Here is a 21,713-nt window from a genome sequence, read left to right on the forward strand (position 1 = left end):
GGTTGCTCCCCCACAAAGCGCAAAGAACTTACACTGCTAATATACACACCACAACAAAAAGGGCGGCCAAAGCCGCCCTTTTTAAATTCAATCACTTAAATGGAGTTATTGGATCAGATCTGACATCAAACCTGCGGCCACAGCCAGACGCGATACGCTAAGATCGCCCCCTTCAGTCAGTGCAACCATACGGTGTCTGATCTGATCAATGCGCGCTGCATCTTCTGCAAACCATGCCGCCGCCGGATCCTCGTCCTGACCGTGTTTTTTGAGGGCCGCAATTGTGATGCCACGCGCTGCCTGCGTGATCGTATCGCTTGCGCGTGACAATGCCAGACCATCATAATAATCGGTGACAGGAATATTACGTGCAGCTTCTTCGATACGACCAATGCGGAAAGCTTCCGACACACCAAAATAGGCTTTAGCCGTCGCCACCAGATCGGCAGATGCCAGATGGGCAATTAATGCAATATCCGGCATGATACCTGCAAGCTGCAGATTGGCCAGACGCCGGGCAAGCTTCTCAGGCGCCCCCTTCTCAACAAAGGCTGCCTTGTCTGCCTGCACCGTCTCGATGAGATAGTCTGGCATCAGACTATCAAAGCGCGGTTCAAGTGCAGCACGGGCAGTTGTGATCGTGCTCACCAGCTCCGTCAGATTTGCTCGCGTCGTATCATTGCGCAGCACCCAGGCAGTCGTTGCGAGCAGCATTTCTGCAACCAGTTGATAGAACTGGTTCTGCACATCACCGGCCACCTTGTTATCAAGCGCATCAATCGCATCATAGATCGCATTGATCTCGAAACCATCGCGCACCGCAACATAGGCCCGGACAATATCAGCTGGCGACTTGCCGGTCGTATCGGCCAGACGGCTGATGAAAGTGATACCACCGCGATTGATGACATCATTAGCCAGCAAAGTAGCGACGATTTCACGCTTCAACCGATGATTGGCAATTTCATCGGCATAGGTTTTTACCATCCGCTTGGGGAAATAACCAAGCAGCAATTGCTCAAAATAAGGTTCATCAGGAAGCCTGCTTGCAACCAGATCATCAGAAAGCGACAGCTTGGCATAAGCCAGCAGCACAGCAAGTTCCGGGCGCGTCAACGGCTGTCCCGACTTCTGACGTTCATTCAGAACGGCATCCGAAGGCAGATATTCGACCTTGCGATCCAGCAATTTGCGTGCTTCAAGCTCAGCCATGAAGCGAGCCTGATAAGGCAGCTCTACGAGACCCTGGCGTTCATTGAGAGACAGGGCAAGCGGCTGCAGATAATTGTTGCGCAGCACCAGTTCAGACACATCATCGGTCATGCTCACCAGCAGCTTGTCGCGTGCAGGACGCTTCAATTTGCCTGAACGCATCGCAGCAGCCAGTGCAATCTTGATATTGACCTCGACGTCAGAGCAGTTGACGCCTGCCGAATTATCAATGGCATCCGTATTACCGCGACCGCCGCTCAAGGCATATTCTATGCGCCCACGCTGGGTGACACCAAGATTTGCCCCCTCGCCAACAACCTTTGCCCGAACTTCCGAACCCGTAATACGAATTGCATCATTGGCGCGATCACCAACCTGCGCATCCGTTTCAGCGCTTGCACGAATATAGGTGCCAATACCGCCGAACCACAGAAGATCGACCTCTGCTTTCAGAATCGCCGTCATGATTTCCTGTGGCGTTGCAGTGGTTTTGCCAAGACCAATAACTTCAGCCGCTTCTTTGGAAAGCGTGATGGTCTTCTGGCTGCGGCTATAAACACCACCGCCCGACGAAATTTTCGAGCGGTCATAATCCTGCCAGCTTGAACGCGGCAGCTCAAACAGACGCTTGCGCTCTGCAAAACCTGTCGCCGGAACCGGATTTGGATCAATGAAGATATCGCGATGGTCAAAGGCTGCAACCAGCCTGATCTGCTCCGACAGAAGCATACCATTACCAAACACATCGCCCGACATATCACCCACACCGGCAACCGTGAACGGCTCGGTCTGAATATCCTTGTTAAACTCGCGGAAATGCCGTTTCACAGCTTCCCATGCACCACGTGCGGTAATGCCCATGCCCTTGTGATCGTAACCGGCAGAGCCGCCGGATGCGAAAGCATCATCGAGCCAGAAGTCATGGGCCTGGCTGATCGCATTTGCCGTATCGGAGAAAGTTGCTGTGCCCTTGTCGGCAGCAACAACGAAATAGGGATCATCATTGTCGTGTCGAACCACTTGCGCAGGCGGCACGACATCATTGTCATGAATATTGTCAGTAACCGACAGAAGCGTCGAAATGAACACCTTGTAGGCATCACGACCCGCTTCAAAAACCGTATTCCGATCACCGCCAACCGGCAGACGCTTCGGATAGAACCCGCCCTTGGCACCAACCGGCACGATCACAGCATTCTTGACCTGCTGTGCCTTTACCAGACCCAGAACTTCTGTGCGGTAATCCTGTGCCCGGTCCGACCAGCGCAAACCGCCACGCGCAACAGCGCCAAAACGTAAGTGCACACCCTCAACTTCCGGTCCATACACAAAAATTTCGCGATATGGGCGTGGATCAGGCAGACCATCGATAAGCCGCGGATTAAGCTTGAATGCAAAGGTTACACGCGGCCTGCCGTCACTATCCGGCTGATAGGCATTGGTGCGTAATGTTGCTTCAATCAGATTGCGGAAACGACGCAATATCTGGTCATCATCAATGCTTGGCACGCTCAGGAGTGCGGTTTCAATGCCATCAACCAGCTTCTTTTCAGCCGCTTCACGACGTTTGGCCGACGGATTGAAACGCAAATCAAACAGCGCATAAAGATCACTGGCAATTTCAGGATAACGGTTCAACGCTGCTGCAATAAAGCCCTGCGAGTAAGCAATACCCGCCTGTTGCAAATAACGGCCATAGGAACGCAATATCATGATCTGGCGTGCACTCAGCCGTGCTGTCTGCACCAATGCATTATAGCCATCATTATCAGCCAGTCCGTCCCAGACAGTGCGGAAGATATCTTCAAGCATCTCCCCATCGTCAGACAAATCGACCGGTGCGCCATAGGCATTTACGAGCTGCATGTCATGAACATAAACAGCAGCCCCATCCTGACCGGCATGCGGAAGATCGATGGTCTGTTCGCTCACGACACGAAAGCCCATATTTTCAAGAAGCGGCACCCGCTGCGACAGCACAACCGGCGCACCATGATGATAGATCTTGAGCGAAACAGCATCCGGGCCATCAGTGCGATAACGGTAGAAATCCACGAAAAGCGGGGCTTCGGCGCTCAGGCCAGCGATGCGCCTGGCATCAACCAGCGCCTCTGGTGCGGTAAAGATTTCGCGATAGGATTGCGGGAAGCTGGAAGCCAGAGCAATAGTCTTTGCATCTGCGTTTTCCGCGCTTTCGCGCACCTCATCATCCCATGTTCGCACAATCGAACGCACTTGTTCTTCCAGCGCATCACGATCCACATGCGGCGTTGAACGCTCATGGCGACGGATGACAAACTGAACCCGTGTCAAACCGTTTTGCAGAAAGACCGGATGAAATTCAAAACTGTCACCGCTGTAAACATCAACAAGATAGCGACCGATCTTCTCACGGACGACTGAATCGTAACGGTCACGCGGGATATAGACAAGCACCGTGGCAAAACGGCCAAAGCGGTCAAGACGCGGGATCGCGCGAACCCTTGGACGTTCGCCAAGCGCCAGAATCAGCTCGACATTGGCCGTCAGGCTTTCCGTATCGATCTGGAACAGCTCATCGCGCGGATATTCTTCCAGCACATTGACAAGCGCCTTGCCGGAATGATCTTCACGGTTGAAGCCAAGATGTTTGATAACCGTATCAGCCTTGGAACGGATAAACGGAATACCGGCGACAGAACTGATATAGGCCACCGACGTAAACAGACCCACCAGACGCAATTCGCCTATCGCTTCACCATCCGCTCCAAAAATCTTCACACCGATATAGTCAAGATAAGACCGGCGATGCACCAGTGACAGCGAATTGGCCTTGGTAACGATGAGCGGCTCATTGCTATCAAGGAATTCTGTAACCTCACGCGGTGTTACCTTGTCTTCGCCTTCCCGGCGCAAAACCCGCACTTCGCTATCATTGAGAATGCCAAGCGTTTCCTTGGCCGCAATAAGCTCACGCTTGTCGCCCTTGCCCTTGAAGGTCAGCTCGCGCATGCCAAGGAAAATAAAACGGTCATCGCGCAACCATTCAAGGAAAGCAATCGCCTCCGGCATGGCCGGATCAAGGTTCAGTTCCTGAACACGCTTATAATCAGCAATTGCGTCATCAAGACGCTTGTTCATCGGCTTCCAGTCACTGACGGCAGAACGAACCTGCCCAAGAACCCGCTTAAGAGCGGCAGTCAGATCAGCCTTCGCCTGTTTGTCGAGCAGCGGCAGATGAATCTGCACAAGGCTGACACGTTCAATCCCCTTGGCGGGTGCGAGTTGCGAAGCCTCGCCCAGAATTGTAAGATCATTCTTATCCCGCTCTATATCGAGAACCGGATGCACAACCATGAAAATCTGGCTGGCATGATCATTCAGCTCGCCCATGATCGAGTCGAGCAGAAAAGGCATATTATCATTGACGATGGTAATAACACTGACAGGGCGGCCATGGCGCTCGATGCTATTATCGATGCTGATGATGCTCTTGCCCTTGCGGTAAGTCTCAAGCGCTTCATAACCATACTGGGCAGATTTATCGAGTGCTACAGTATCATAAGCTGCAAGATCTTCAGGCGGAGCCCATTCGAAGAGAAGCTGCGCAAAGGCTGTAAACGCCCTGGACTTTCCTCCCTTCTTCTCCTCCTTGCCTGCTTTTGAACCCTTAAATTTATTCGACCGATCCTGCTTTGCAGTCACGTCGGATACTCCTGTCATGATGGCAATGCGCATCAAACTAGCAGATTGAGCATTTGTTTCGATGACAATTCGTTGAAAACAACCAAAAAAATCCGTGAAAGTCAGAAAGCTTGTATCTAATCCATTTAATTTGAAACAAAACTTCGCAAAGCTTTGGAAAAATTGCAAAATCTGCTGCTAGCCCTGTCCTGAAATGAAACATATCTTTTACGTAAGCGTCATAAAAACTGTAATTCACTATAAATCAGTGCCGAATCTCACGCCCGCAATGGCACTCAAAGCTCGATCAGATGGTCGTCAAGTTCATTGATATTGTTTGCTCCTGCCGGGAAATGCTTTTCCAGCAAAACACCGGCCTGAGCGATCGCCAGTACAAAACCCGTCCCCACTTGCGCACGCGATGCATGATGCGTGAGCGTCGCCACAATATCATTCCATTCTTCCTGCTCAACCCGCGCATCAATGCCCGCATCGGCAATCACTTCCGCATAATGTTCAGCCATGGAAACAAACAATAAAATACCAGTGCGGTGCTCTGTAATATGGACATTGCGAGCAAGAAACTGCTGCAAGGCATTGAGATGTGCACGCTTGTATCGAATGCGACGCGGCACCAGCAACATGCGCATGGATGGTAAAAACCACAAGAGAAGCATCGCCGTGATAAAAGCGGCCAGCACTGCAAGACCAAACATCGGCAGGCTGATATCAAACCAGTACCAATGTGCAAGAAAGGCTGCGATGACCGAAGCAATCAATATGCCACAGGTCGCAACAAAGCCTGCCGCAAAGAAATAGTCGTCACTGCGACGCGCCAGAACCGCATAAATTTCACCGCTTGTATTGGCTTCCGCCGCACGGATTGCCTTGGCAATATTCTCGTGATCCTGATCACTGATAAGGTTTTTCGTGTTCACAAAACTCTCCCTTACCAGCTACCCGAAGCGCCGCCGCCACCTGACGAACCACCGCCGCCGGAAAAGCCGCCACCGCCACGACCACCTGATGACCAGCCACCGCCGCCACCGGAAAAACCGCCGCCACCGGAGCCGCCACGGGAATTAAAATCCATTATCATGCCAAGCCAGCGATATTTTCCAGGGCCGATCTTCTGCCCGAAAATCGGTGCCAATATCGCCATACCAAAGCCACCGAAAAAGATCAGTGCCCAGAAAGCAATGAAGATCACAAACACCCAGTCGATATCATTGTCGCCGGTGACACTGTTCAAATTGCGCCTGGCACGCTCTTCCAGTTCAGCTGCATCACCGGAAAGAACCGACAATATACCATCGACGCCCTGAACAATGCCTTCAGAATAATTACCGTTGCGAAATTCAGGTATAATCGTGCCATTGATGATAACACTCGAAAGCGCATCCGTCATGGTGCCTTCAAGCCCGTAGCCAACCTCGATACGCACCTTACGGTCATTGGGGGCTACAACCAGCAAAACACCGTTGTTCTCCTGTTTCTGCCCCAGCGCCCAGGCACGAAACAACCGGTTGGAAAAGCTTTCAATATCTTCGCCATTGAGACTGGGAGCAGTCACCACGACCACCTGATCGGATGACTTTGCTTCAAAATCAGCAAGCTTCTTTGTGAGTTGTTGCAATTGCGCAGGATCCATGATCCCGGCAGCATCAACCACCCGTCCCGTCAGCGCCTGCGCAGGCTTTGCCGCGTCTTGCGCATGAACAGCCCCTGCAACAAAGCTGACAAATAAAAGCAGAAGAACAGCACCAAGCCATCGCGGCCCAGTCAGGCCACGAACCACCACATCACGCATGGGGAGCAAAGCTGCCACAAAATACCCGATCAGTTGTTAAAATTGACCTGAGGGGCACTTTGGCTCGACGCATCGGCACTGAATGTCTGCATCGGCACAGCATCGCGGTACCAGATCCATGTCCAGATCATCGTCGGCATGGTACGGATCGAGGTATTATAGACGCGGACCGCTTCAATATAATCGCGACGCGCGACAGCAATACGGTTTTCCGTACCTTCAAGCTGGGATTGCAATGCAAGGAAATTCTGATTGGCTTTCAAATCAGGATAGCGCTCGACAACAACCATCAAACGCGAAAGCGCACTGGTGAGGTTAGCCTGATTGTCCTGAAACTGCTTGAAAAGCTCAGGATTGCTCAGCGTTTCCGGTGTGATCTGCACCTGCGTTGCCTTGGCGCGTGCATCGATCACAGCCTGCAAGGTGTCTTTTTCATGGGCGGCGTAGCCCTTCACCGTTTCCACCAGATTTGGCACCAGATCAGCACGGCGCTGATATTGATTCTGCACTTCACTCCATGCAGCCTTGGCTTTTTCATCATTGGTTGGAATCGTATTGAAACCACATGCAGAAAGCAGCGGCACCAGAACGATAAGACCCAAAGCAATGAATATACGGCGAAAAGAGAAAGAACGGATAGCGGTCACAGCCGACATGATGTTCTCCTGAACGGGGCGCCTTTGCTGCGCCAGATAAATTTATGTGCCCGAATATATGCATTCACGCAAATGCGAGCCGTCAAATCAATAAGATAGACGAAATCCTGACTTTTTCCAGTCGTTTTACATATAGCAAAAAGCCAAACAAAAAGGCAGCGGATTGCTCCATTGCCTTTTTGTTCACACCTGCATAATTCCTTAAACTTAAAACAGTTTAAGGTAAAATTATGCAGTAGGTATAAAGCGTTAGAGCGACCTTTGTGCGCCCGATGAGGCGCACGGCGCTCTAATTGCGAAAAATTATTCGCTTGCAGCTTCTTCAGCAGGAGCGGCTGCGGCAGCAGCAGCTTCAGCAGCCTTTGCAGCGGCTTCTTCTTCAGCCTGCTTGGCCAAAGCAAGACGTTCCTGAGCTTTCTTGCCTGGCAGACCCTTGGTCAGGTTGCTGCGTGCTTCGCGCTTGGCAATACCGGCCTGATCGAGGAAGCGAAGAACGCGGTCGGTTGGCTGTGCACCCTGTGCAATCCAATGCTGAATACGCTCAGCGTCCAGCTTTACGCGTTCTGCGTCCTTAGCAAGCATCGGGTTCCATGCACCAACAGTTTCGATGAAGCGGCCATCGCGTGGGCTGCGAACGTCAGCAACAACAACGTGATAGTAAGGACGCTTCTTGGAACCAGCGCGGGCGAGACGAATCTTGAGAGCCATTTTTTCTTTCCTTTAGACAATAATCCTGCCCTGTCGGGCTATTCAGTTTCCGCTGTGATTGGCAGCAGCATGCTCATGGTGCCGAATAACTTCCTTCACGATGAAGTTCAGGAATTTTTCAGCAAAATCCGGGTCGAGATGGGCATCAACTGCAAGCGCACGAAGACGCTCGACCTGACGCTTCTCACGGGCCGGGTCGGCAGCAGCAAGGCCGCGCTCGGCTTTCAGGGTGCCCACAGCCTTGGTGCAGCGAAAACGCTCGGCAAGCATGTGGATCAATGCTGCATCGATATTATCGATGGATGCACGCAATGCGAGAAGTTCAGCAGGTACAGTGTTCTGTTCGTCAGCCATCTTACTCACTTCTTCTTCGGCAAACCAGGAAGACCGCCACCAAGACCGGGAAGCTTGGGACCGCCCAGACCGGGTAGTCCTCCACCCGGAAGACCTGGCAGTCCACCACCCTTGGTCAGACCTGCAGCTTCGGCCTGTTTTGCCAGCGCTTCAAGCTGCTTGGGGTCCATCTTGGACAGATCAGGCATTCCGCCCATTCCAGCTCCTAGACCACCAAGACCCATCTTGCCAGCAAGGCCACCCATCATCTGCTTCATCATTCCGCCCTTGCCCTTGCCCATGACTTTCATCATGTCAGCCATCTGGCGGTGCATCTTGAGAAGCTTGTTAATATCGGCGGCACTGGTGCCGGACCCTTTGGCAATGCGCTGCTTGCGGCTATGTTTGAGAAGATCAGGATTGGCGCGTTCAGCCTTGGTCATCGAACCGATAATTGCAAGCTGGCGATCAAATATCTTGTCATCAAGACCGGCTGCGGCAGCCTTGTCCTTCATCCCGCCCATGCCGGGCATCATACCCATGATGCTGCCCATACCGCCGAGCTTTTTCATCTGGCCCAGCTGGTCGGCAAGATCATTGAGATCAAACTTGCCCGACTGCATCTTCTTGGCCATCGCTGCGGCTTTTTCCGCATCAATGTTTTCAGCAGCCTTTTCAACGAGCGAAACAATGTCGCCCATACCAAGAATACGATCGGCAATACGCTTGGGATAAAACTCCTCGAGCGCATCCATTTTTTCGCCGGTTGCGATCAGCTTGATCGGCTTGCCGGTGATTGCACGCATCGAAAGGGCTGCACCACCACGGCCATCGCCATCCATACGGGTCAGCACAATACCGGTAATGCCAACGCGCTCATCGAAATTACGCGCCAGATTAACCGCGTCCTGACCCGTGAGGCTGTCAGCCACAAGCAGGATTTCATGCGGATTGGCGGCCTTGCGGATATCCGCCATTTCCACCATCAACGGCTCGTCGATATGTGTGCGGCCGGCAGTATCGAGAATAACCACATCATGACCGCCAAGCTTTGCAGCCTGAACAGCACGCGATGCAATCTCAACCGGCGACTGGCCAGCAATGATCGGCAATGTATCAACAGAAGTCTGGATACCGAGCTGACGAAGCTGCTCCTGTGCAGCCGGACGGCGCGTATCAAGCGACGCCATCAGCACCTTTTTGCGGCTGCGTTCTGTCAAGCGCTTGGCAAGCTTGCCAGTCGTCGTCGTTTTACCCGAACCCTGCAAACCAACCATCATAATGACAACCGGTGCCGGCGCATTCAGATCAACCGAAACGCCTTCAGTGCCGAGCATTTCGATAAGCTCGTCATGGACGATCTTGACGACCATCTGGCCGGGCTTGATGCTTTTGAGAATTTCAGCACCAACAGCCTTCTCACGAACGCGCTCAGTAAAAGAACGAACCACTTCCAGCGAAACATCGGCTTCGATCAGCGCACGACGCACTTCGCGCAGCGCAGCCGCCACGTCGCTTTCAGAGAGAGCGCCGCGTCCGGTCAGGCCGTTCAGAATAGAGCCAAGACGCTCCTGAAGTGATTCAAACATCTAATTTCCTTTTAATCCGAGAAGAGACCAGGGCTTCATCAGGAAGGCTCATCAGGGATACATCGTTCTTTGACCAGAGCAGTTCAAGAAGCAACCAAAGCAGTACAGCACCCGAGGGCGCATCGCGCTGTCGGATGTGGACCTCCGGGATCTCTTTATACCAAATGGGTCCCGGTCGGTGGCTCGCGTTCTGTAGATCGCGGATAGATTGGTTGAGCGTTTAAAGCGGCAGGCCGGTAATGTCAAGTAAAAGGCGGAAAACGAAGCTTTTAAAACGCAAAGACACGCATAAATACACTAAAATAAGGACCAATTTACGAAAACTTGAAGATTATATGGAAGGATGGTCACCAGTGCGCGGCTGCCCGGAGAGCTTACAATTCCTTTCTGGCATGACATTCATTGTAAAGAATGGCAAATTCGCGCTGAGGTAGAATCAACTCCGAAGGAGAAACGAATGGCATTGTTTGCCAAGGGCCGGACATGGACGGCAGCAGCAGTTCTTGCAGTAAGTATGATGGCTGGAACAAGCATCGTCGAAGCAGCCCAGTGTGGCAACAATGGCGCAGGTTATAATGCCTGGCTCCAGCAGACGATCAAGGAAGCATCTTCGCGCGGCATTGGCAAGCGTGCAATAAATGCTCTGGCTAAAACAAAATATGCGCAAGCCACCATCAATGCTGACCGCAATCAGAAGAGCTTCAAGCTTTCCTTTGAGCAATTCATGCAAAAACGTGGTGCAAACACGATCATTCAGCGTGGAAAATCGATCAAAAAACAGAATGCAGCTCTCTTCGCTGCTATCGAAAAGCGCTATGGCGTACCAGCCGGACCTCTGATCGCAATCTGGGGCATGGAAACAGGCTTCGGTGCTTATCTTGGCAAACAGCACACGCTTTCGGCTGTTGCAACATTGGCCTATGACTGTCGTCGCAGCGACTACTTCACCAACCAGCTCTACGCAGCACTCAAGCTGATTGACAATCAGGACCTTGATCCGAACGCAGTTGGTGCAATGCATGGTGAAATCGGCCAGACCCAGTTCTTGCCAGCCAACGTTCTCAAATATGGCGTTGATGGTGATGGCAGCGGCCATATCGACATGGCCCGTTCAAAGGCTGACGCCCTTTATTCAACTGCAAATTTTCTTGTCGGGCATGGCTGGAAGCGCGGCGCCGGTTATCAGCCGGGTGAACCAAATTACAGGGCAATTCAGGGCTGGAATGCGGCACAGGTCTATCAGCGTGCTATTGCCGTCATGGGCAGGGCAATCGATCAATAATCAAGTTTACAGCGCTTTATAAAAAGCGATATATCATATGCTCAATACAAAAAAGCCCCGATTTTTCGGGGCTTTTTTCACATTATACTGATGTTTTCTGCTCAGCCACAACCAAACTGTCAGGTCTTTTAAAATCACCCGTCTGCTGGTCCATCACCCACAGCTCGCCTGTCGAAATATCAAACCAGGCACCATAGAGTTTCAGCCGCCCCTTTTTCTCAAGAATATCGACACAAGGGAATGTCCGCAGATTGTTGAGCGAATAACGGATCGAAATCCGCTCCAGGGCCGTCTGTCGCTCGGTCGGTGTCATCAGTTCATTGCCATTGATCGTTTCCGCAGCCGGCGCAATCAGGCTCATCCACTTGCCAATGAAATCGCTTGGTGAAAGCGGCTCGCTCTGGGTGTCGAGCGCCGCTTTGATCCCCCCGCATCGGCCATGACCCATGACAACAATATTCTTCACCTTGAGACTTTGCACAGCAAATTCAAGCGCCGCCGAAGCCGCATGAAATTCACCATCCGGCTCATAGGGCGGAATAAGATTGGCAACGTTACGAAGAACGAACATTTCACCCGGAGCCGAGTTGAAAATTGTTTCCGGAGCGGCACGGGAATCGCAACAGGCAATCACCAGGGTTTCTGGTGCCTGCCCTTTTTCAGCGAGTTCCTTATAACGTGCCGTTTCAGACGCGAAATGCTCGCTCATAAAGGTTTGATAACCGGCGAGGAGTGAATCTGGAATATCAGCCATGGTTTTCCATTATCCTGATCGAAAATCCAGGGCAATCAAAAAAAACAACAGGCCGCAATTCTTACGACCTGTTGCCGCTTGCAAGAAATATTATGCACGCAATCCCTTGGTTGGATGGACCAGACGTCGTGTCTGAACCATTGCCATGGGTGTGACAAGACTGGAAGCATCTGCTTCAAGCATCAACTCGTCTGCGCCGCGCTTCGCCGAACGCGCCATGATCTCGAATACGGCTGCGGTGGTGCTTTGAAGAGATTTTTCCTCAGAGAAACCCGAAAGCCTGCGCGCCAGAAACACCGCAGATGTAAGATCGCCAAGGCCATTGGTCGGACCATCGACACAGCGGTGCTCAGCCATCAGCGCCATGGTTGGCGTCAGAAGAATATTGCCAATACTCCCGCTCATCAATGGAAAGGCAGATGTCACCAGCGTGGTTGCCGGTCCGATATCAAGGGCAGCTTCCATCAACGCCTTGTTGTCTTCCAGCTCGACGCCGGTCAGCCATGACAATTCAAAACGATTGGGCGTCGCAATATCTGCAAGCGGCATGAGATAATCCCGGATACCGGTGGCCGTTGCTTCCGGCACATAAAGCCCTGCCTGATCACCAATCACCGGATCACAAAGATAGACCGCTTCGGGATTAAGTTCCTTGACCTTTTTAACCAGCCCCGCCACCGCTTCCGCCTGCTCGGGATGCCCGAGATAGCCAGTCAGTATCGCTCCGACTTCGCCCAGCCATGGTGCACGTTCAAGATCATGCATCAATGTTGCAAATTCCTGCGCGGGCGGGACAATCCGCCCGGCAGCACCATGTCCGGGATGCCAGGGCAACACAACCGTTGGCACAGCCCATACTGGAAAGCCAAGCGTTTCAAGAGCAAAAACAACGGCACGGTTTCCAACAGAACCGCGCACGACATGGCTTGAGATGACAATAACGGTTGTCGCATCCGAAGGCACAGGAAGCGTCATGTTAAACCTGGCTTTTCATGAGATAGGAAATCAGCCAGACGATAATCGCCAGCGTGATGATGAGGCCAAGCCACCGTCCGGCACGGGTGGCCCAGAGTTCGATTTTATCATTTTCCGGGGCATCATGGGCAGCAAGGTGATTAGCGGTACGCGAAAACCCGCGCCGTAAAAGACCTTCAGCCCCGGTCTGTTCACGCTCCAGTCGTTCAAGAATACGCCGGGCTTCATCCTGACGCTCACGCTCCGAATTTCCACCCTCGCCTATACCCGCCTGATGGCGTTCTCCCATATTCTGCCTGCCTTCAAGAAAGACTCGTGCCCTGAATCATATCTACACAATCATGCCCGAACAGCCGTTCTGCAAGCAGAATATTGTCTACGCATACAAGTTTCACGACAGGCTTGCCAAAATCACCACCTTCGACCGCGAAAATTAGGGGCAGCGCTCTAGGGCCAATCGACATTCATGTTTTGAGGCGTGGTATGGACGAAAATTGTCCAGTTTCAGGAGCGAAACCGAAGGTGGAGTGTCGCTCCATCGAGGTTTAGCGACGCCAAAATGGGCAATTTGCGCCATATCCCTTTGGGACGTGGCGGATTTTGTCCCTGAATGCGTCGAAAAGCCCTCATGGTGTTCACACCACCTCGGCCTTTTCTTCTGTTCTGCGACAAAATCCGGCTCACGCCCCGCCCGAAAAATGAATGTCGATTGGCCCTAGCCCATCGTCGGAATGACGAACTCTGCCCCGTCCTTAACGCCAGACGGCCAACGCGAGGTGACTGTCTTGGTTTTGGTATAAAAGCGGAATGCATCCGGGCCGTGCTGGTTGAGATCACCAAAACCGGAAGCCTTCCAGCCGCCAAAAGTGTAATAGGCAATCGGAACCGGGATTGGCACATTAATACCGACCATGCCAACCTGAACACGGCTGGCAAAATCACGCGCAGCATCACCATCACGGGTGAAGATCGCAACGCCATTGCCATATTCATGCTCATTGGGCAAAGCGAGAGCTTCTTCATAGTTTCGGGCGCGAACAACCGAGAGAACCGGACCAAAGATTTCTTCTTTATAAATGCGCATATCCGGCGTCACATGATCGAACAGGCAGCCCCCCATATAAAAGCCGTTCTCATAGCCCTGCATCTTGAAACCGCGACCATCAACGACAAGCCTGGCACCTTCCTCAACACCAAGATCAACATAGCCGCGAATGCGCTCAAGTGCAGCCTTGGTAACAACCGGGCCATAATCAGCCGAATTGTCGGTCGAAGGTCCGATCTTGAGGGCTTCAACACGCGGGATCAGCTTTTCCATAAGACGGTTTGCCGTATCCTCCCCAACAGGCACCGCAACCGAAATCGCCATACAACGCTCGCCTGCCGATCCATAACCTGCACCAATCAACGCATCAACCGTCTGGTCCATGTCAGCATCCGGCATGATCAGCATATGATTTTTGGCGCCACCGAAGCACTGAACGCGCTTGCCATTCGCGCAACCGCGACCATAAATATATTGCGCAATTGGTGTCGAGCCGACAAAGCCGATTGCCTGTATATCAGGATCATCAAGCAGCGCATCAACCGCATCCTTGTCACCATTGACGACATTGAAAATACCAGCCGGAAGGCCTGCTTCCATGAACAATTCGGCAAGGCGCATCGGCACACCCGGATCGCGCTCGGATGGCTTCAGAACAAAAGCATTGCCGCAGGCAATTGCCGGGCCGGCTTTCCATAACGGGATCATGGCCGGGAAATTGAACGGCGTAATACCGGCAACAACTCCAAGCGGTTGACGCATCGAATAGGTGTCTATTCCAGTGCCTGCATTATCGGTAAATTCACCTTTCAGCATATGTGCAGAGCCAAGGCAGACCTCTACAACTTCCAGACCACGCTGAATATCGCCCTTGGCGTCAGCAATCGTCTTGCCATGTTCTCGGGCAAGCAATTCGGCAAGGCTGTCATATTCGGCTTCAACCAGTTCAAGGAACTTGCGAAGAATACGCACACGGCGCTGTGGGTTGGTCGCAGCCCATGCTGGCTGTGCTGCCTTGGCATTTTCAACGGCTTCGCGTACTTCATCTTTTGTAGCAAGCGCCACAGTTCCCTGAACGGTTCCATCAAGTGGCTGAAAAATATCAGCCGTGCGGCCGCTTTTACCAGAAACATGCTTGCCGCCAATGAAATGTCCGATCCTGCGCATCGAAATGCCTCCCATATATTGTTTCATCTGGCAGCAGATTGACTACCATCTTGCTATCTATCCTGACTCTGCAAATTCATGATTGCAATCCACTGAAAAGCGTATCCGTTGTGCGTTTTTTATAGTACGATTCTGAAACGATCACGCTCACACAGAAAATGCCATGAACTGGGATGATATTCGGATATTTCTGGCTGTGGCGCGCGCAGGGCAAATACTGGGCGCGGCCAAAAGGCTCGGCATCAATCACGCGACTGTTGCACGCCGCCTGACAGCACTGGAAACGACCCTTTCGACCACATTATTGACCCGACGCACCAATGGTTCAACACTGACTCAGGCCGGTGAGGAGTTTCTTCTGGCAGCAGAGCGTATGGAAACGGAAATGCTCTCTGCACGCGCACAGATAGGCAATGCCGATATTGCCGTTTCCGGCACCGTTCGCATCGGCGCCCCGGATGGCTTTGGCGTCAGGTTTCTTGCCCCGCGGCTCGCACGCCTCACGCAGCATTATCCCGACCTCACCATTCAACTGGTACCGGTTCCGCGCTCATTTTCACTCTCTCGCCGCGAAACCGATATTGCCATAACAGTTGAACGCCCCGAGCAAGGTAGGCTGATTGCCCGCAGGCTGGTGGATTATACACTCGGTCTTTATGCCCATCGCAGCTACCTTGAAGAACATGGTACGCCACAAAACATTGAAGAGTTAAACAAGCACAGACTGATCGGTTATGTTGAAGATCTGGTGGTCAATCAATCTCTGGCCTATGCATCCGAGATCAGCCGCGACTGGAAACCGGATTTTGAAGTTTCAAGTGCATTAGGACAGGTGGAAGCCGTACGCGCAGGCGCAGGAATCGGCATTCTTCATGCATTTATCGCAAGAGCCGATCCCGACCTGATGCCACTTTTTCCAGATCGCACAATCCGCCGTGCCTATTGGCTGGCCTATCATGAATCCGCACGGTCCTTACGGCGTGTAACCGCCGTTTCAGCGCTTATTTCAGAACTGGTCGAAAACGAGAAATCGCTTTTTGGTTAGCGAATACGCCAGTAAGTCACCATGATAACCGCAATCATAACTGCTGGAATAAGCAGCGCATCCAGACCAATAAAGGAATGCCCCAACCCGCCACACAATGCGCCGGTCATAAGAGACAGCCAAACTGAGAAATGTTGCAACCAGCGCCAACGCGGAACATCTCCACGTATATATCCGGCAAGATCAGCAGCTGAGTTGAATAACGTCCCGGTGACATAAGTCACACCAAGCCGCGCGGAACCAATTGGCTGTACGGCAGCATTCTGCGCACCCATGGCAGCGGCAAGCATCAACACCGGATGAATCAGGTCCAGCCCAAATCGACGCAATACACAAACCAGAACAAGCACAAGCGCCACAATTGCCATGACCGCTATGCTGCCATTTTTGCCATAGGACCGAACGGCAAGGGTACCGAGAAATGCGCCGGCAAAAAACAGGCCAACCAGAGCCATAGGCAGCCAGACAATTACCCGCCCCATAATATCCGGTTGTCTGGCAATGGCGAGACCGAGCTGGGTCGTGTTGCCGCTCATGAATGAGGCAAAAAAACCGCCCAGCTCCATAAAGGCTATCCCATCAACAAAACCCGCGGCGCCAGTCAGGGTCAATCCAAGCGACAGCTTTGAATTCGGTGTCATTTTTCCAAGCTTTAAAGAAGCTGCCCGGTCTGCACAAACCGGGCCAATATAATGATTTTAATGTTTCATCAGACTCGTTTGACGATCCGCAGAATAATCAAAAGAATTGCTGCGCCGATAAAGGCATTTATGATGGAGGCTATAATACCGCCACCGATCGAAAACCCGAGAAGGGGCAACAACCAGCCTGCGAAGAAGGCACCAATCACACCGACAATGATATTGCCGATGAGTCCAAAGCCGCCACCCTGCACCACTTTTCCTGCCAGCCAGCCTGCAATAAGGCCGACAAACAAAAACACAAGAAGACTCATACCATCCATAAGCATTTCTCCCTCTCAGAACCCATGCATCACATATCTTCTGCGAGTTGACAATGAGTCGGCTCAACAGGCAAGAGATTGTTCAATCCTGTTACATTCATTCAGATTATGATCTGAAATTACGATGCAAGATGCCTGAAACAATTGACGACCTCTTCATAGACCTTGCGCTTGAAGGGAACAATCAGCTCAGGCAATTCCTGCATCGGCTTCCATGCCCATTCCTCAAATTCAGCCGTATGACCTCCCGGCGGCGGATTGATCGCAATTTCATTTTCATCGCCTTCAAAACGATAGGCAAACCATTTCTGGGTCTGTCCGCGATATTTGCCCTTGAGTGCCAGCCCGACCAGAGGTGCAGGCAGATCATAATTGATCCAGTTTGGCGCCTCTTCAAGCAATGTAACTGACTTCATACCAGTTTCTTCATACAACTCACGCAATGAGGCGACAGCGGGATCCTCCCCCTTGTCGATACCACCCTGCGGCATCTGCCAAAGCTGCGTAGCACCATCCATCTCGTCACCCGGAATGACGATGCGACGACCGGCCCAGACCAGACCGGCCTTGTTGAGAACCATCACCCCGACGCAGGGGCGATATGGCAGGCTTTCAGGATCAACCGGGCCTTTACGCTTCGACATGCTATCTCCATATGCACAAGCAATTGAACAAGTATTATGCGACAAAAAGAAAACGCGGAAGCCTGAACTTCCGCGCTTGTGTTTCGAGGGTCCAGACCCCGGAGCTGATTTTCGATCAGTTCAGCACACCTTTTTTCACATCTGGCGGAAATGCTGCATTTGCAACTTCCCCACGCAGAAGTTTCAGCGCTTCATTGAGCTGCACATCGTCCTTGGGTTCAAGCGGAACATAAGCAGAAGACCCCGATCCCTGATCATCTTCAGCGTTACCCTTGATGTGTCCTTTAAGCTCAGATTCACCACGCACAACATCCTGACCGAGCATTTCCGGTGGCAACGGCTGCTCAACCTTGATGTCCGGCGTAATGCCCTTGCCCTGAATCGACTTGCCCGACGGCGTGTAATAGAGCGCAGTTGTCAGGCGCAACGAGCCATTTTCGCCCAGTGGAATGATCGTCTGAACAGAACCCTTGCCAAAAGATTGTGTGCCAAGCACAGTCGCACGACGATGATCCTGCAATGCACCCGCAACAATTTCCGAAGCGCTGGCGGAACCGCCATTAATCAAAACAATCACTGGCTTGCCATCAACAAGATCACCCTTGCGCGCATCAAAGCGTGTCACATCCTGAGGGTCGCGACCACGAGTGGAAACGATTTCGCCCTTGTCAAGGAAAGTGTCTGAAACCGCGACAGCCTGATCGAGCAAGCCACCCGGATTAAGGCGAAGATCAAGCACATAACCTTTGAGTTTATCGCCTGGCAGCTTCTCCTGAATATCCTTGATTGCTTTTTTCAGATCATCAGCAGTCTGCTCAGTGAATGAAATAACACGCAGATAGCCGACATCATTTTCGACACGTGAACGAACAGCCTTGACCTTGATCACAGCGCGGTCGATCTTGAGCGTGATCGGCTTGTCTGCCCCCTCACGAATGAGCGTAAGCTCAATCGGGGAACCAATCTCGCCGCGCATCTTTTCAACCGCATCGCTGAGACTAAGGCCACGCACTTCCTGACCATCGATCTTGCTGATCAAATCACCCGCCAGAACACCGGCTTTTGACGCAGGCGTATCATCAATCGGTGCAATGACCTTTACGAGATCATTGTCCATGGTGACTTCAATCCCAAGCCCACCAAACTCACCCTTGGTCTGCACACGCATATCCTGCGCAGCCTCGGGGTTGAGATAGGACGAATGCGGATCAAGCGAGGTCAACATGCCGTTGATCGCGCTTTCCGTCAGCTTCTTGTCGTCGGGCGGAGTCACATATTGCTGGCGCACCCGCTCAAAAATATCACCGAAAAGCGCCAGGTCCTTATAGACATCGCTATCTTTTCCCGCTGCAAAAGCAGTGGAAGCAGGCGCGCCCTGAACCATCACCATAGCTGACGCACCCATCAGGGCTCCGGCGAACAGCAGCGACAGTTTACGTATCATTTTCACGTCCTTCCAGAAAGCCGCACGGACCACCACGGGGCCGGATCAACGGGTTTTCCATCTTTTCGAAACTCAATGTAAAGCAATGGCGCCCCATTGCCCACCTCTATCGGTGCAACACTTGCGAGAAGTTTTTCACCCATTGCGCCAACAGGTTCACCCGCCAGCACAAACTGACCCTGAGCCACATCGATTCGACCCATGCCAGCCATTACGATATGATATCCACCGCCAGCATCAAGGATCAAGAGCTGCCCATAAGATCGAAATGTTCCAGCATAAAGCACAACGCCATCAGAAGGTGACGTAATCGTGGCAGCAGGCAAGGTTTCAACCACCTGCCCCATCATATTGCCGCCGATACCATCCTTTTGAGCAAAATGACGAATTGTCTTGCCGGCAGCAGGCAGAGCCAGCTTTCCCTGCAAGGATGCAAAATCAAGCTGCGCATGGAGACGATTCTCGTCAGGCGTTGATTCTCCTGCCCTTTCCTGTGCTTTTGCAAGCCGTTCTGCCTCGGCCTTGCGCACAGCATCAGCCGCATTACGCACGCCTGCCATCTGCTGATCAAGCCCATCAATAAGTTCCTTGAGGCTGCCAGCGCGGTCTGCCAGTTCTTCAGAGCGCTTGCGCTGCGCCTCAATTTCCTGCTCGGATTGTAATTGCAATTTCTTCTTTTCTTCAAGAAGAAGTGATTGACGTTTCTGCTCTTCCGCCTGTTGTATACGCGCTGTCTTGAGCCGGTCCTGCTCCTGAACAATAGAAGCGGTGACACGTTGCATATCCTGCAAATCGCCCGTCAGTTCGTTCACCTGCCCACGCATTTCAGGCACGACCGCACCGAGCAAAACCGCACTGCGAACGGATGCAAGCGCATCATCGGGCCGCACAAGAATAGCGGGCGGCGGATTTAATCCCATGCGCTGCAATGCGGCCAGAACTTCTGCCAACACACTGCGACGGGCGCGTAACGAGTTACGAATACCGTCTTCCTGCTCACGCAGGGAGATGAGCTTGTCAGCACTTTCAGCAATATCATGCTGCAATTTCTTATCCGTTTTGGCTGACTGGATAAGGGCTGCCGTAATCGTTGCCTGATCTTTTTTAAGGCTGGATATCTCATCTTCAAGCTGTTCAAGCTTCTCACCCGTAACAGACAGCTCTTTGCTAAGCTGCTCATATTCGCTTGCAGCCTGATCACGCTGCTGCTGAAGCGCTGCCTGCGCAAAAACTGGCGACACTGCGGATATAAAGAAAGTCGCAACAAAGCCCATCCGCAGCAAGGCAGACAAACAAGGCTTTGAGAAAATGCGAACAGGATTCATTATGCGCTACATCAGAAACAAAGAAGGCCACACTAGCCTGATTAGCATTAAGGAAATGTTAGCCATAAGAGTTTCATAGCATTTTTAACCTGCCCCCAGAGTCCTGACCCTAAGACCGATGATAAGGATGTCCTGCGAGAATGGTAGCGGCGCGGTATAATTGTTCAGCAATCAAAATACGGGCGATCTGATGCGGCCATGTCAACTCTCCCAGAGCGAGAACCAGATCCGCACGGGAACGCAAAGAAGGATCATGCCCATCCGGTCCACCAATAGCGACAATAAGCTGACGCTTGCCATCATCACGCATACGGCCAATGCGTTGGGCAAAAGCTTCCGAGCCAAGCGTCTTGCCACGCTCGTCAAGCAGGATAAGGGCAACTCCCCCTGAGCCGGCCCCTGAGCTGGCATTGCCGATTGCGTCATGGATGCGCTGCGCTTCTTCAACCTTGCGCAGATCCGCCGTTTGTCCGCGGCTTTCCGGGATTTCACTCACGCCGGTGAATTCCAGCCCAAGTGGCGGTCCTGCCTTGGAAAAGCGGTCAAAATAACGCTCAGCCAACTCCCGTTCGGGGCCGGTTTTCATCCGGCCCACGGCCATTACACTCACACGCATTACGCCCTCTTTACGACTTGATCAGTGCACCGTTCCCGATGCACGCTTGTCTTCGAGGTCATCATCCATCCAGATCTTTTCCAGATTGTAAAAATCACGGATTTCCGGACGGAAAATATGGACGACAATATCGCCTGTATCGATCAGAACCCAATCCCCGCCTTCAAGGCCTTCGACCCGCATGTCCTTGCAGCCCATTTCACGAAGGGCTTGCAAAAGATGATCGGCAACCGCCGAAACATGTCGATGCGAACGACCGGACGCGACGATCATATAATCGCCGATCGAAGATCTTCCACGAATGTCGATAGGGATAACAGATTCTGCTTTGGAGTTTTCAAGACTGGCCAAAGCCGCGTTAAAGGCCTGGGACACGAAAGCGGTTTCGTTCATCCCGACCGATGAAGGCGCAAGGTGGGCCTTCTTCTCAATTGCTGTTCTCAGTGTAGTTCCTTTCCGACCAGAACAACGCAATACGGCA

General features: G+C 52.3%; 19 protein-coding genes and 1 pseudogene. 2 read left to right on the forward strand and 18 right to left on the reverse strand.

Annotation, left to right across the window (positions count from 1 at the left end; translation table 11 throughout):
- Positions 1-105: 105 nt before the first annotated feature.
- The 7 genes from FHY56_RS11790 to ffh all read right to left on the reverse strand — a co-directional run bounded on the left by FHY56_RS11790 (position 106) and on the right by ffh (position 9,971).
- Positions 106-4,896: an NAD-glutamate dehydrogenase gene (locus FHY56_RS11790; RefSeq protein ID WP_140905433.1), complete on the reverse strand. Its 4,791-nt coding sequence runs from the start codon at positions 4,894-4,896 to the stop codon at positions 106-108.
- A gap of 275 nt (positions 4,897-5,171) precedes the next feature.
- Positions 5,172-5,813: a TPM domain-containing protein gene (locus tag FHY56_RS11795; protein WP_140905365.1), complete on the reverse strand. Its 642-nt coding sequence runs from the start codon at positions 5,811-5,813 to the stop codon at positions 5,172-5,174.
- Between the two features lie 11 nt (positions 5,814-5,824).
- Entirely contained in the window at positions 5,825-6,685 is an 861-nt protein-coding gene (locus FHY56_RS11800) for a TPM domain-containing protein (RefSeq protein ID WP_140905434.1), read from the reverse strand.
- A 29-nt stretch (positions 6,686-6,714) separates the two neighbouring features.
- The gene (locus FHY56_RS11805) at positions 6,715-7,341 is read right to left on the reverse strand and encodes a LemA family protein (RefSeq protein ID WP_140905366.1); all 627 of its coding nucleotides are present in this window, start codon (positions 7,339-7,341) and stop codon (positions 6,715-6,717) included.
- A gap of 303 nt (positions 7,342-7,644) precedes the next feature.
- A complete protein-coding gene (gene rpsP / locus FHY56_RS11810; protein WP_140905367.1) occupies positions 7,645-8,049 on the reverse strand; it encodes a 30S ribosomal protein S16 in 405 nt (134 codons plus the stop codon).
- 42 nt (positions 8,050-8,091) lie between these two features.
- Entirely contained in the window at positions 8,092-8,403 is a 312-nt protein-coding gene (locus FHY56_RS11815) for a chorismate mutase (protein WP_140905368.1), read from the reverse strand.
- Positions 8,404-8,408: 5 nt separating this feature from the next.
- Entirely contained in the window at positions 8,409-9,971 is a 1,563-nt protein-coding gene (ffh, locus tag FHY56_RS11820) for a signal recognition particle protein (RefSeq protein WP_140905369.1), read from the reverse strand.
- A 457-nt stretch (positions 9,972-10,428) separates the two neighbouring features.
- Between ffh and FHY56_RS11830 the strand changes: the two genes are divergently transcribed.
- Positions 10,429-11,253, forward strand: coding sequence for a lytic murein transglycosylase (locus FHY56_RS11830; RefSeq protein ID WP_140905370.1), 825 nt, complete (start codon positions 10,429-10,431; stop codon positions 11,251-11,253).
- An 82-nt stretch (positions 11,254-11,335) separates the two neighbouring features.
- On the opposite strand, the gene FHY56_RS11835 is transcribed toward FHY56_RS11830, so the two are convergent.
- The 4 genes from FHY56_RS11835 to FHY56_RS11850 form a co-directional block, all read right to left on the reverse strand.
- The gene (locus FHY56_RS11835) at positions 11,336-12,007 is read right to left on the reverse strand and encodes a carbonic anhydrase (protein WP_140905371.1); all 672 of its coding nucleotides are present in this window, start codon (positions 12,005-12,007) and stop codon (positions 11,336-11,338) included.
- Between the two features lie 90 nt (positions 12,008-12,097).
- Entirely contained in the window at positions 12,098-12,982 is an 885-nt protein-coding gene (gene pdxY, locus FHY56_RS11840) for a pyridoxal kinase PdxY (protein ID WP_140905372.1), read from the reverse strand.
- A 1-nt stretch (position 12,983) separates the two neighbouring features.
- The gene (locus tag FHY56_RS11845; RefSeq protein ID WP_140905373.1) at positions 12,984-13,271 is read right to left on the reverse strand and encodes a hypothetical protein; all 288 of its coding nucleotides are present in this window, start codon (positions 13,269-13,271) and stop codon (positions 12,984-12,986) included.
- 426 nt (positions 13,272-13,697) lie between these two features.
- Entirely contained in the window at positions 13,698-15,194 is a 1,497-nt protein-coding gene (locus tag FHY56_RS11850; RefSeq protein WP_140905374.1) for a CoA-acylating methylmalonate-semialdehyde dehydrogenase, read from the reverse strand.
- Positions 15,195-15,357: 163 nt separating this feature from the next.
- On the opposite strand from FHY56_RS11850, the gene FHY56_RS11855 reads away from it, so the two are divergent.
- Entirely contained in the window at positions 15,358-16,239 is an 882-nt protein-coding gene (locus tag FHY56_RS11855; RefSeq protein ID WP_140905375.1) for a LysR family transcriptional regulator, read from the forward strand.
- Here the strand turns inward: FHY56_RS11855 and FHY56_RS11860 are convergent.
- The 7 genes and pseudogenes from FHY56_RS11860 to rsfS all read right to left on the reverse strand — a co-directional run bounded on the left by FHY56_RS11860 (position 16,236) and on the right by rsfS (position 21,625).
- Positions 16,236-16,880 carry a YoaK family protein gene (locus tag FHY56_RS11860; RefSeq protein WP_140905376.1) on the reverse strand — a complete coding sequence of 215 codons (645 nt, stop codon included), beginning with the start codon at positions 16,878-16,880 and terminating at the stop codon, positions 16,236-16,238. The genes FHY56_RS11855 and FHY56_RS11860 overlap by 4 nt on opposite strands.
- A 68-nt stretch (positions 16,881-16,948) precedes the next feature.
- Positions 16,949-17,203: a GlsB/YeaQ/YmgE family stress response membrane protein gene (locus FHY56_RS11865; RefSeq protein ID WP_140905377.1), complete on the reverse strand. Its 255-nt coding sequence runs from the start codon at positions 17,201-17,203 to the stop codon at positions 16,949-16,951.
- 119 nt (positions 17,204-17,322) lie between these two features.
- The gene (locus FHY56_RS11870; RefSeq protein ID WP_140905378.1) at positions 17,323-17,847 is read right to left on the reverse strand and encodes an RNA pyrophosphohydrolase; all 525 of its coding nucleotides are present in this window, start codon (positions 17,845-17,847) and stop codon (positions 17,323-17,325) included.
- Positions 17,848-17,962: 115 nt separating this feature from the next.
- Positions 17,963-19,291, reverse strand: a complete 1,329-nt coding sequence (locus tag FHY56_RS11875) for a S41 family peptidase (RefSeq protein ID WP_140905379.1) — start codon at positions 19,289-19,291, stop codon at positions 17,963-17,965.
- Positions 19,281-20,565: pseudogene (locus FHY56_RS11880) on the reverse strand (murein hydrolase activator EnvC family protein). The gene FHY56_RS11875 and the pseudogene FHY56_RS11880 overlap by 11 nt, the downstream one beginning before the upstream one ends.
- Positions 20,566-20,725: 160 nt before the next feature.
- Positions 20,726-21,232 (reverse strand): 23S rRNA (pseudouridine(1915)-N(3))-methyltransferase RlmH, encoded by a 507-nt coding sequence (gene rlmH, locus FHY56_RS11885; RefSeq protein WP_140905381.1) that lies wholly within the window; start codon positions 21,230-21,232, stop codon positions 20,726-20,728.
- A gap of 21 nt (positions 21,233-21,253) precedes the next feature.
- Positions 21,254-21,625: a ribosome silencing factor gene (gene rsfS / locus FHY56_RS11890; protein WP_140905382.1), complete on the reverse strand. Its 372-nt coding sequence runs from the start codon at positions 21,623-21,625 to the stop codon at positions 21,254-21,256.
- Between the last annotated feature and the right edge of the window lie 88 nt (positions 21,626-21,713).

Origin of the sequence: Brucella gallinifaecis, from assembly GCF_006476605.1 — a bacterium.
Taxonomy (GTDB): Bacteria; Pseudomonadota; Alphaproteobacteria; order Rhizobiales; family Rhizobiaceae; genus Brucella; species Brucella gallinifaecis.

What these genes read in the sequence shown, in the direction of transcription:
- FHY56_RS11800 (WP_140905434.1), bottom strand. Translation starts at nt 6,685, where the DNA reads ATGCGTGATGTGGTGGTTCGTGGCCTGACTGGGCCGCGATGGCTTGGT.
- FHY56_RS11805 (WP_140905366.1), bottom strand. Translation starts at nt 7,341, where the DNA reads ATGTCGGCTGTGACCGCTATCCGTTCTTTCTCTTTTCGCCGTATATTC.
- rpsP (WP_140905367.1), bottom strand. Translation starts at nt 8,049, where the DNA reads ATGGCTCTCAAGATTCGTCTCGCCCGCGCTGGTTCCAAGAAGCGTCCT.
- FHY56_RS11815 (WP_140905368.1), bottom strand. Translation starts at nt 8,403, where the DNA reads ATGGCTGACGAACAGAACACTGTACCTGCTGAACTTCTCGCATTGCGT.
- ffh (WP_140905369.1), bottom strand. Translation starts at nt 9,971, where the DNA reads ATGTTTGAATCACTTCAGGAGCGTCTTGGCTCTATTCTGAACGGCCTG.
- FHY56_RS11830 (WP_140905370.1), top strand. Translation starts at nt 10,429, where the DNA reads ATGGCATTGTTTGCCAAGGGCCGGACATGGACGGCAGCAGCAGTTCTT.
- FHY56_RS11835 (WP_140905371.1), bottom strand. Translation starts at nt 12,007, where the DNA reads ATGGCTGATATTCCAGATTCACTCCTCGCCGGTTATCAAACCTTTATG.
- pdxY (WP_140905372.1), bottom strand. Translation starts at nt 12,982, where the DNA reads ATGACGCTTCCTGTGCCTTCGGATGCGACAACCGTTATTGTCATCTCA.
- FHY56_RS11845 (WP_140905373.1), bottom strand. Translation starts at nt 13,271, where the DNA reads ATGGGAGAACGCCATCAGGCGGGTATAGGCGAGGGTGGAAATTCGGAG.
- FHY56_RS11850 (WP_140905374.1), bottom strand. Translation starts at nt 15,194, where the DNA reads ATGCGCAGGATCGGACATTTCATTGGCGGCAAGCATGTTTCTGGTAAA.
- FHY56_RS11855 (WP_140905375.1), top strand. Translation starts at nt 15,358, where the DNA reads ATGAACTGGGATGATATTCGGATATTTCTGGCTGTGGCGCGCGCAGGG.
- FHY56_RS11860 (WP_140905376.1), bottom strand. Translation starts at nt 16,880, where the DNA reads ATGACACCGAATTCAAAGCTGTCGCTTGGATTGACCCTGACTGGCGCC.
- FHY56_RS11865 (WP_140905377.1), bottom strand. Translation starts at nt 17,203, where the DNA reads ATGGATGGTATGAGTCTTCTTGTGTTTTTGTTTGTCGGCCTTATTGCA.
- FHY56_RS11870 (WP_140905378.1), bottom strand. Translation starts at nt 17,847, where the DNA reads ATGTCGAAGCGTAAAGGCCCGGTTGATCCTGAAAGCCTGCCATATCGC.
- FHY56_RS11875 (WP_140905379.1), bottom strand. Translation starts at nt 19,291, where the DNA reads ATGATACGTAAACTGTCGCTGCTGTTCGCCGGAGCCCTGATGGGTGCG.
- rlmH (WP_140905381.1), bottom strand. Translation starts at nt 21,232, where the DNA reads ATGCGTGTGAGTGTAATGGCCGTGGGCCGGATGAAAACCGGCCCCGAA.
- rsfS (WP_140905382.1), bottom strand. Translation starts at nt 21,625, where the DNA reads ATGAACGAAACCGCTTTCGTGTCCCAGGCCTTTAACGCGGCTTTGGCC.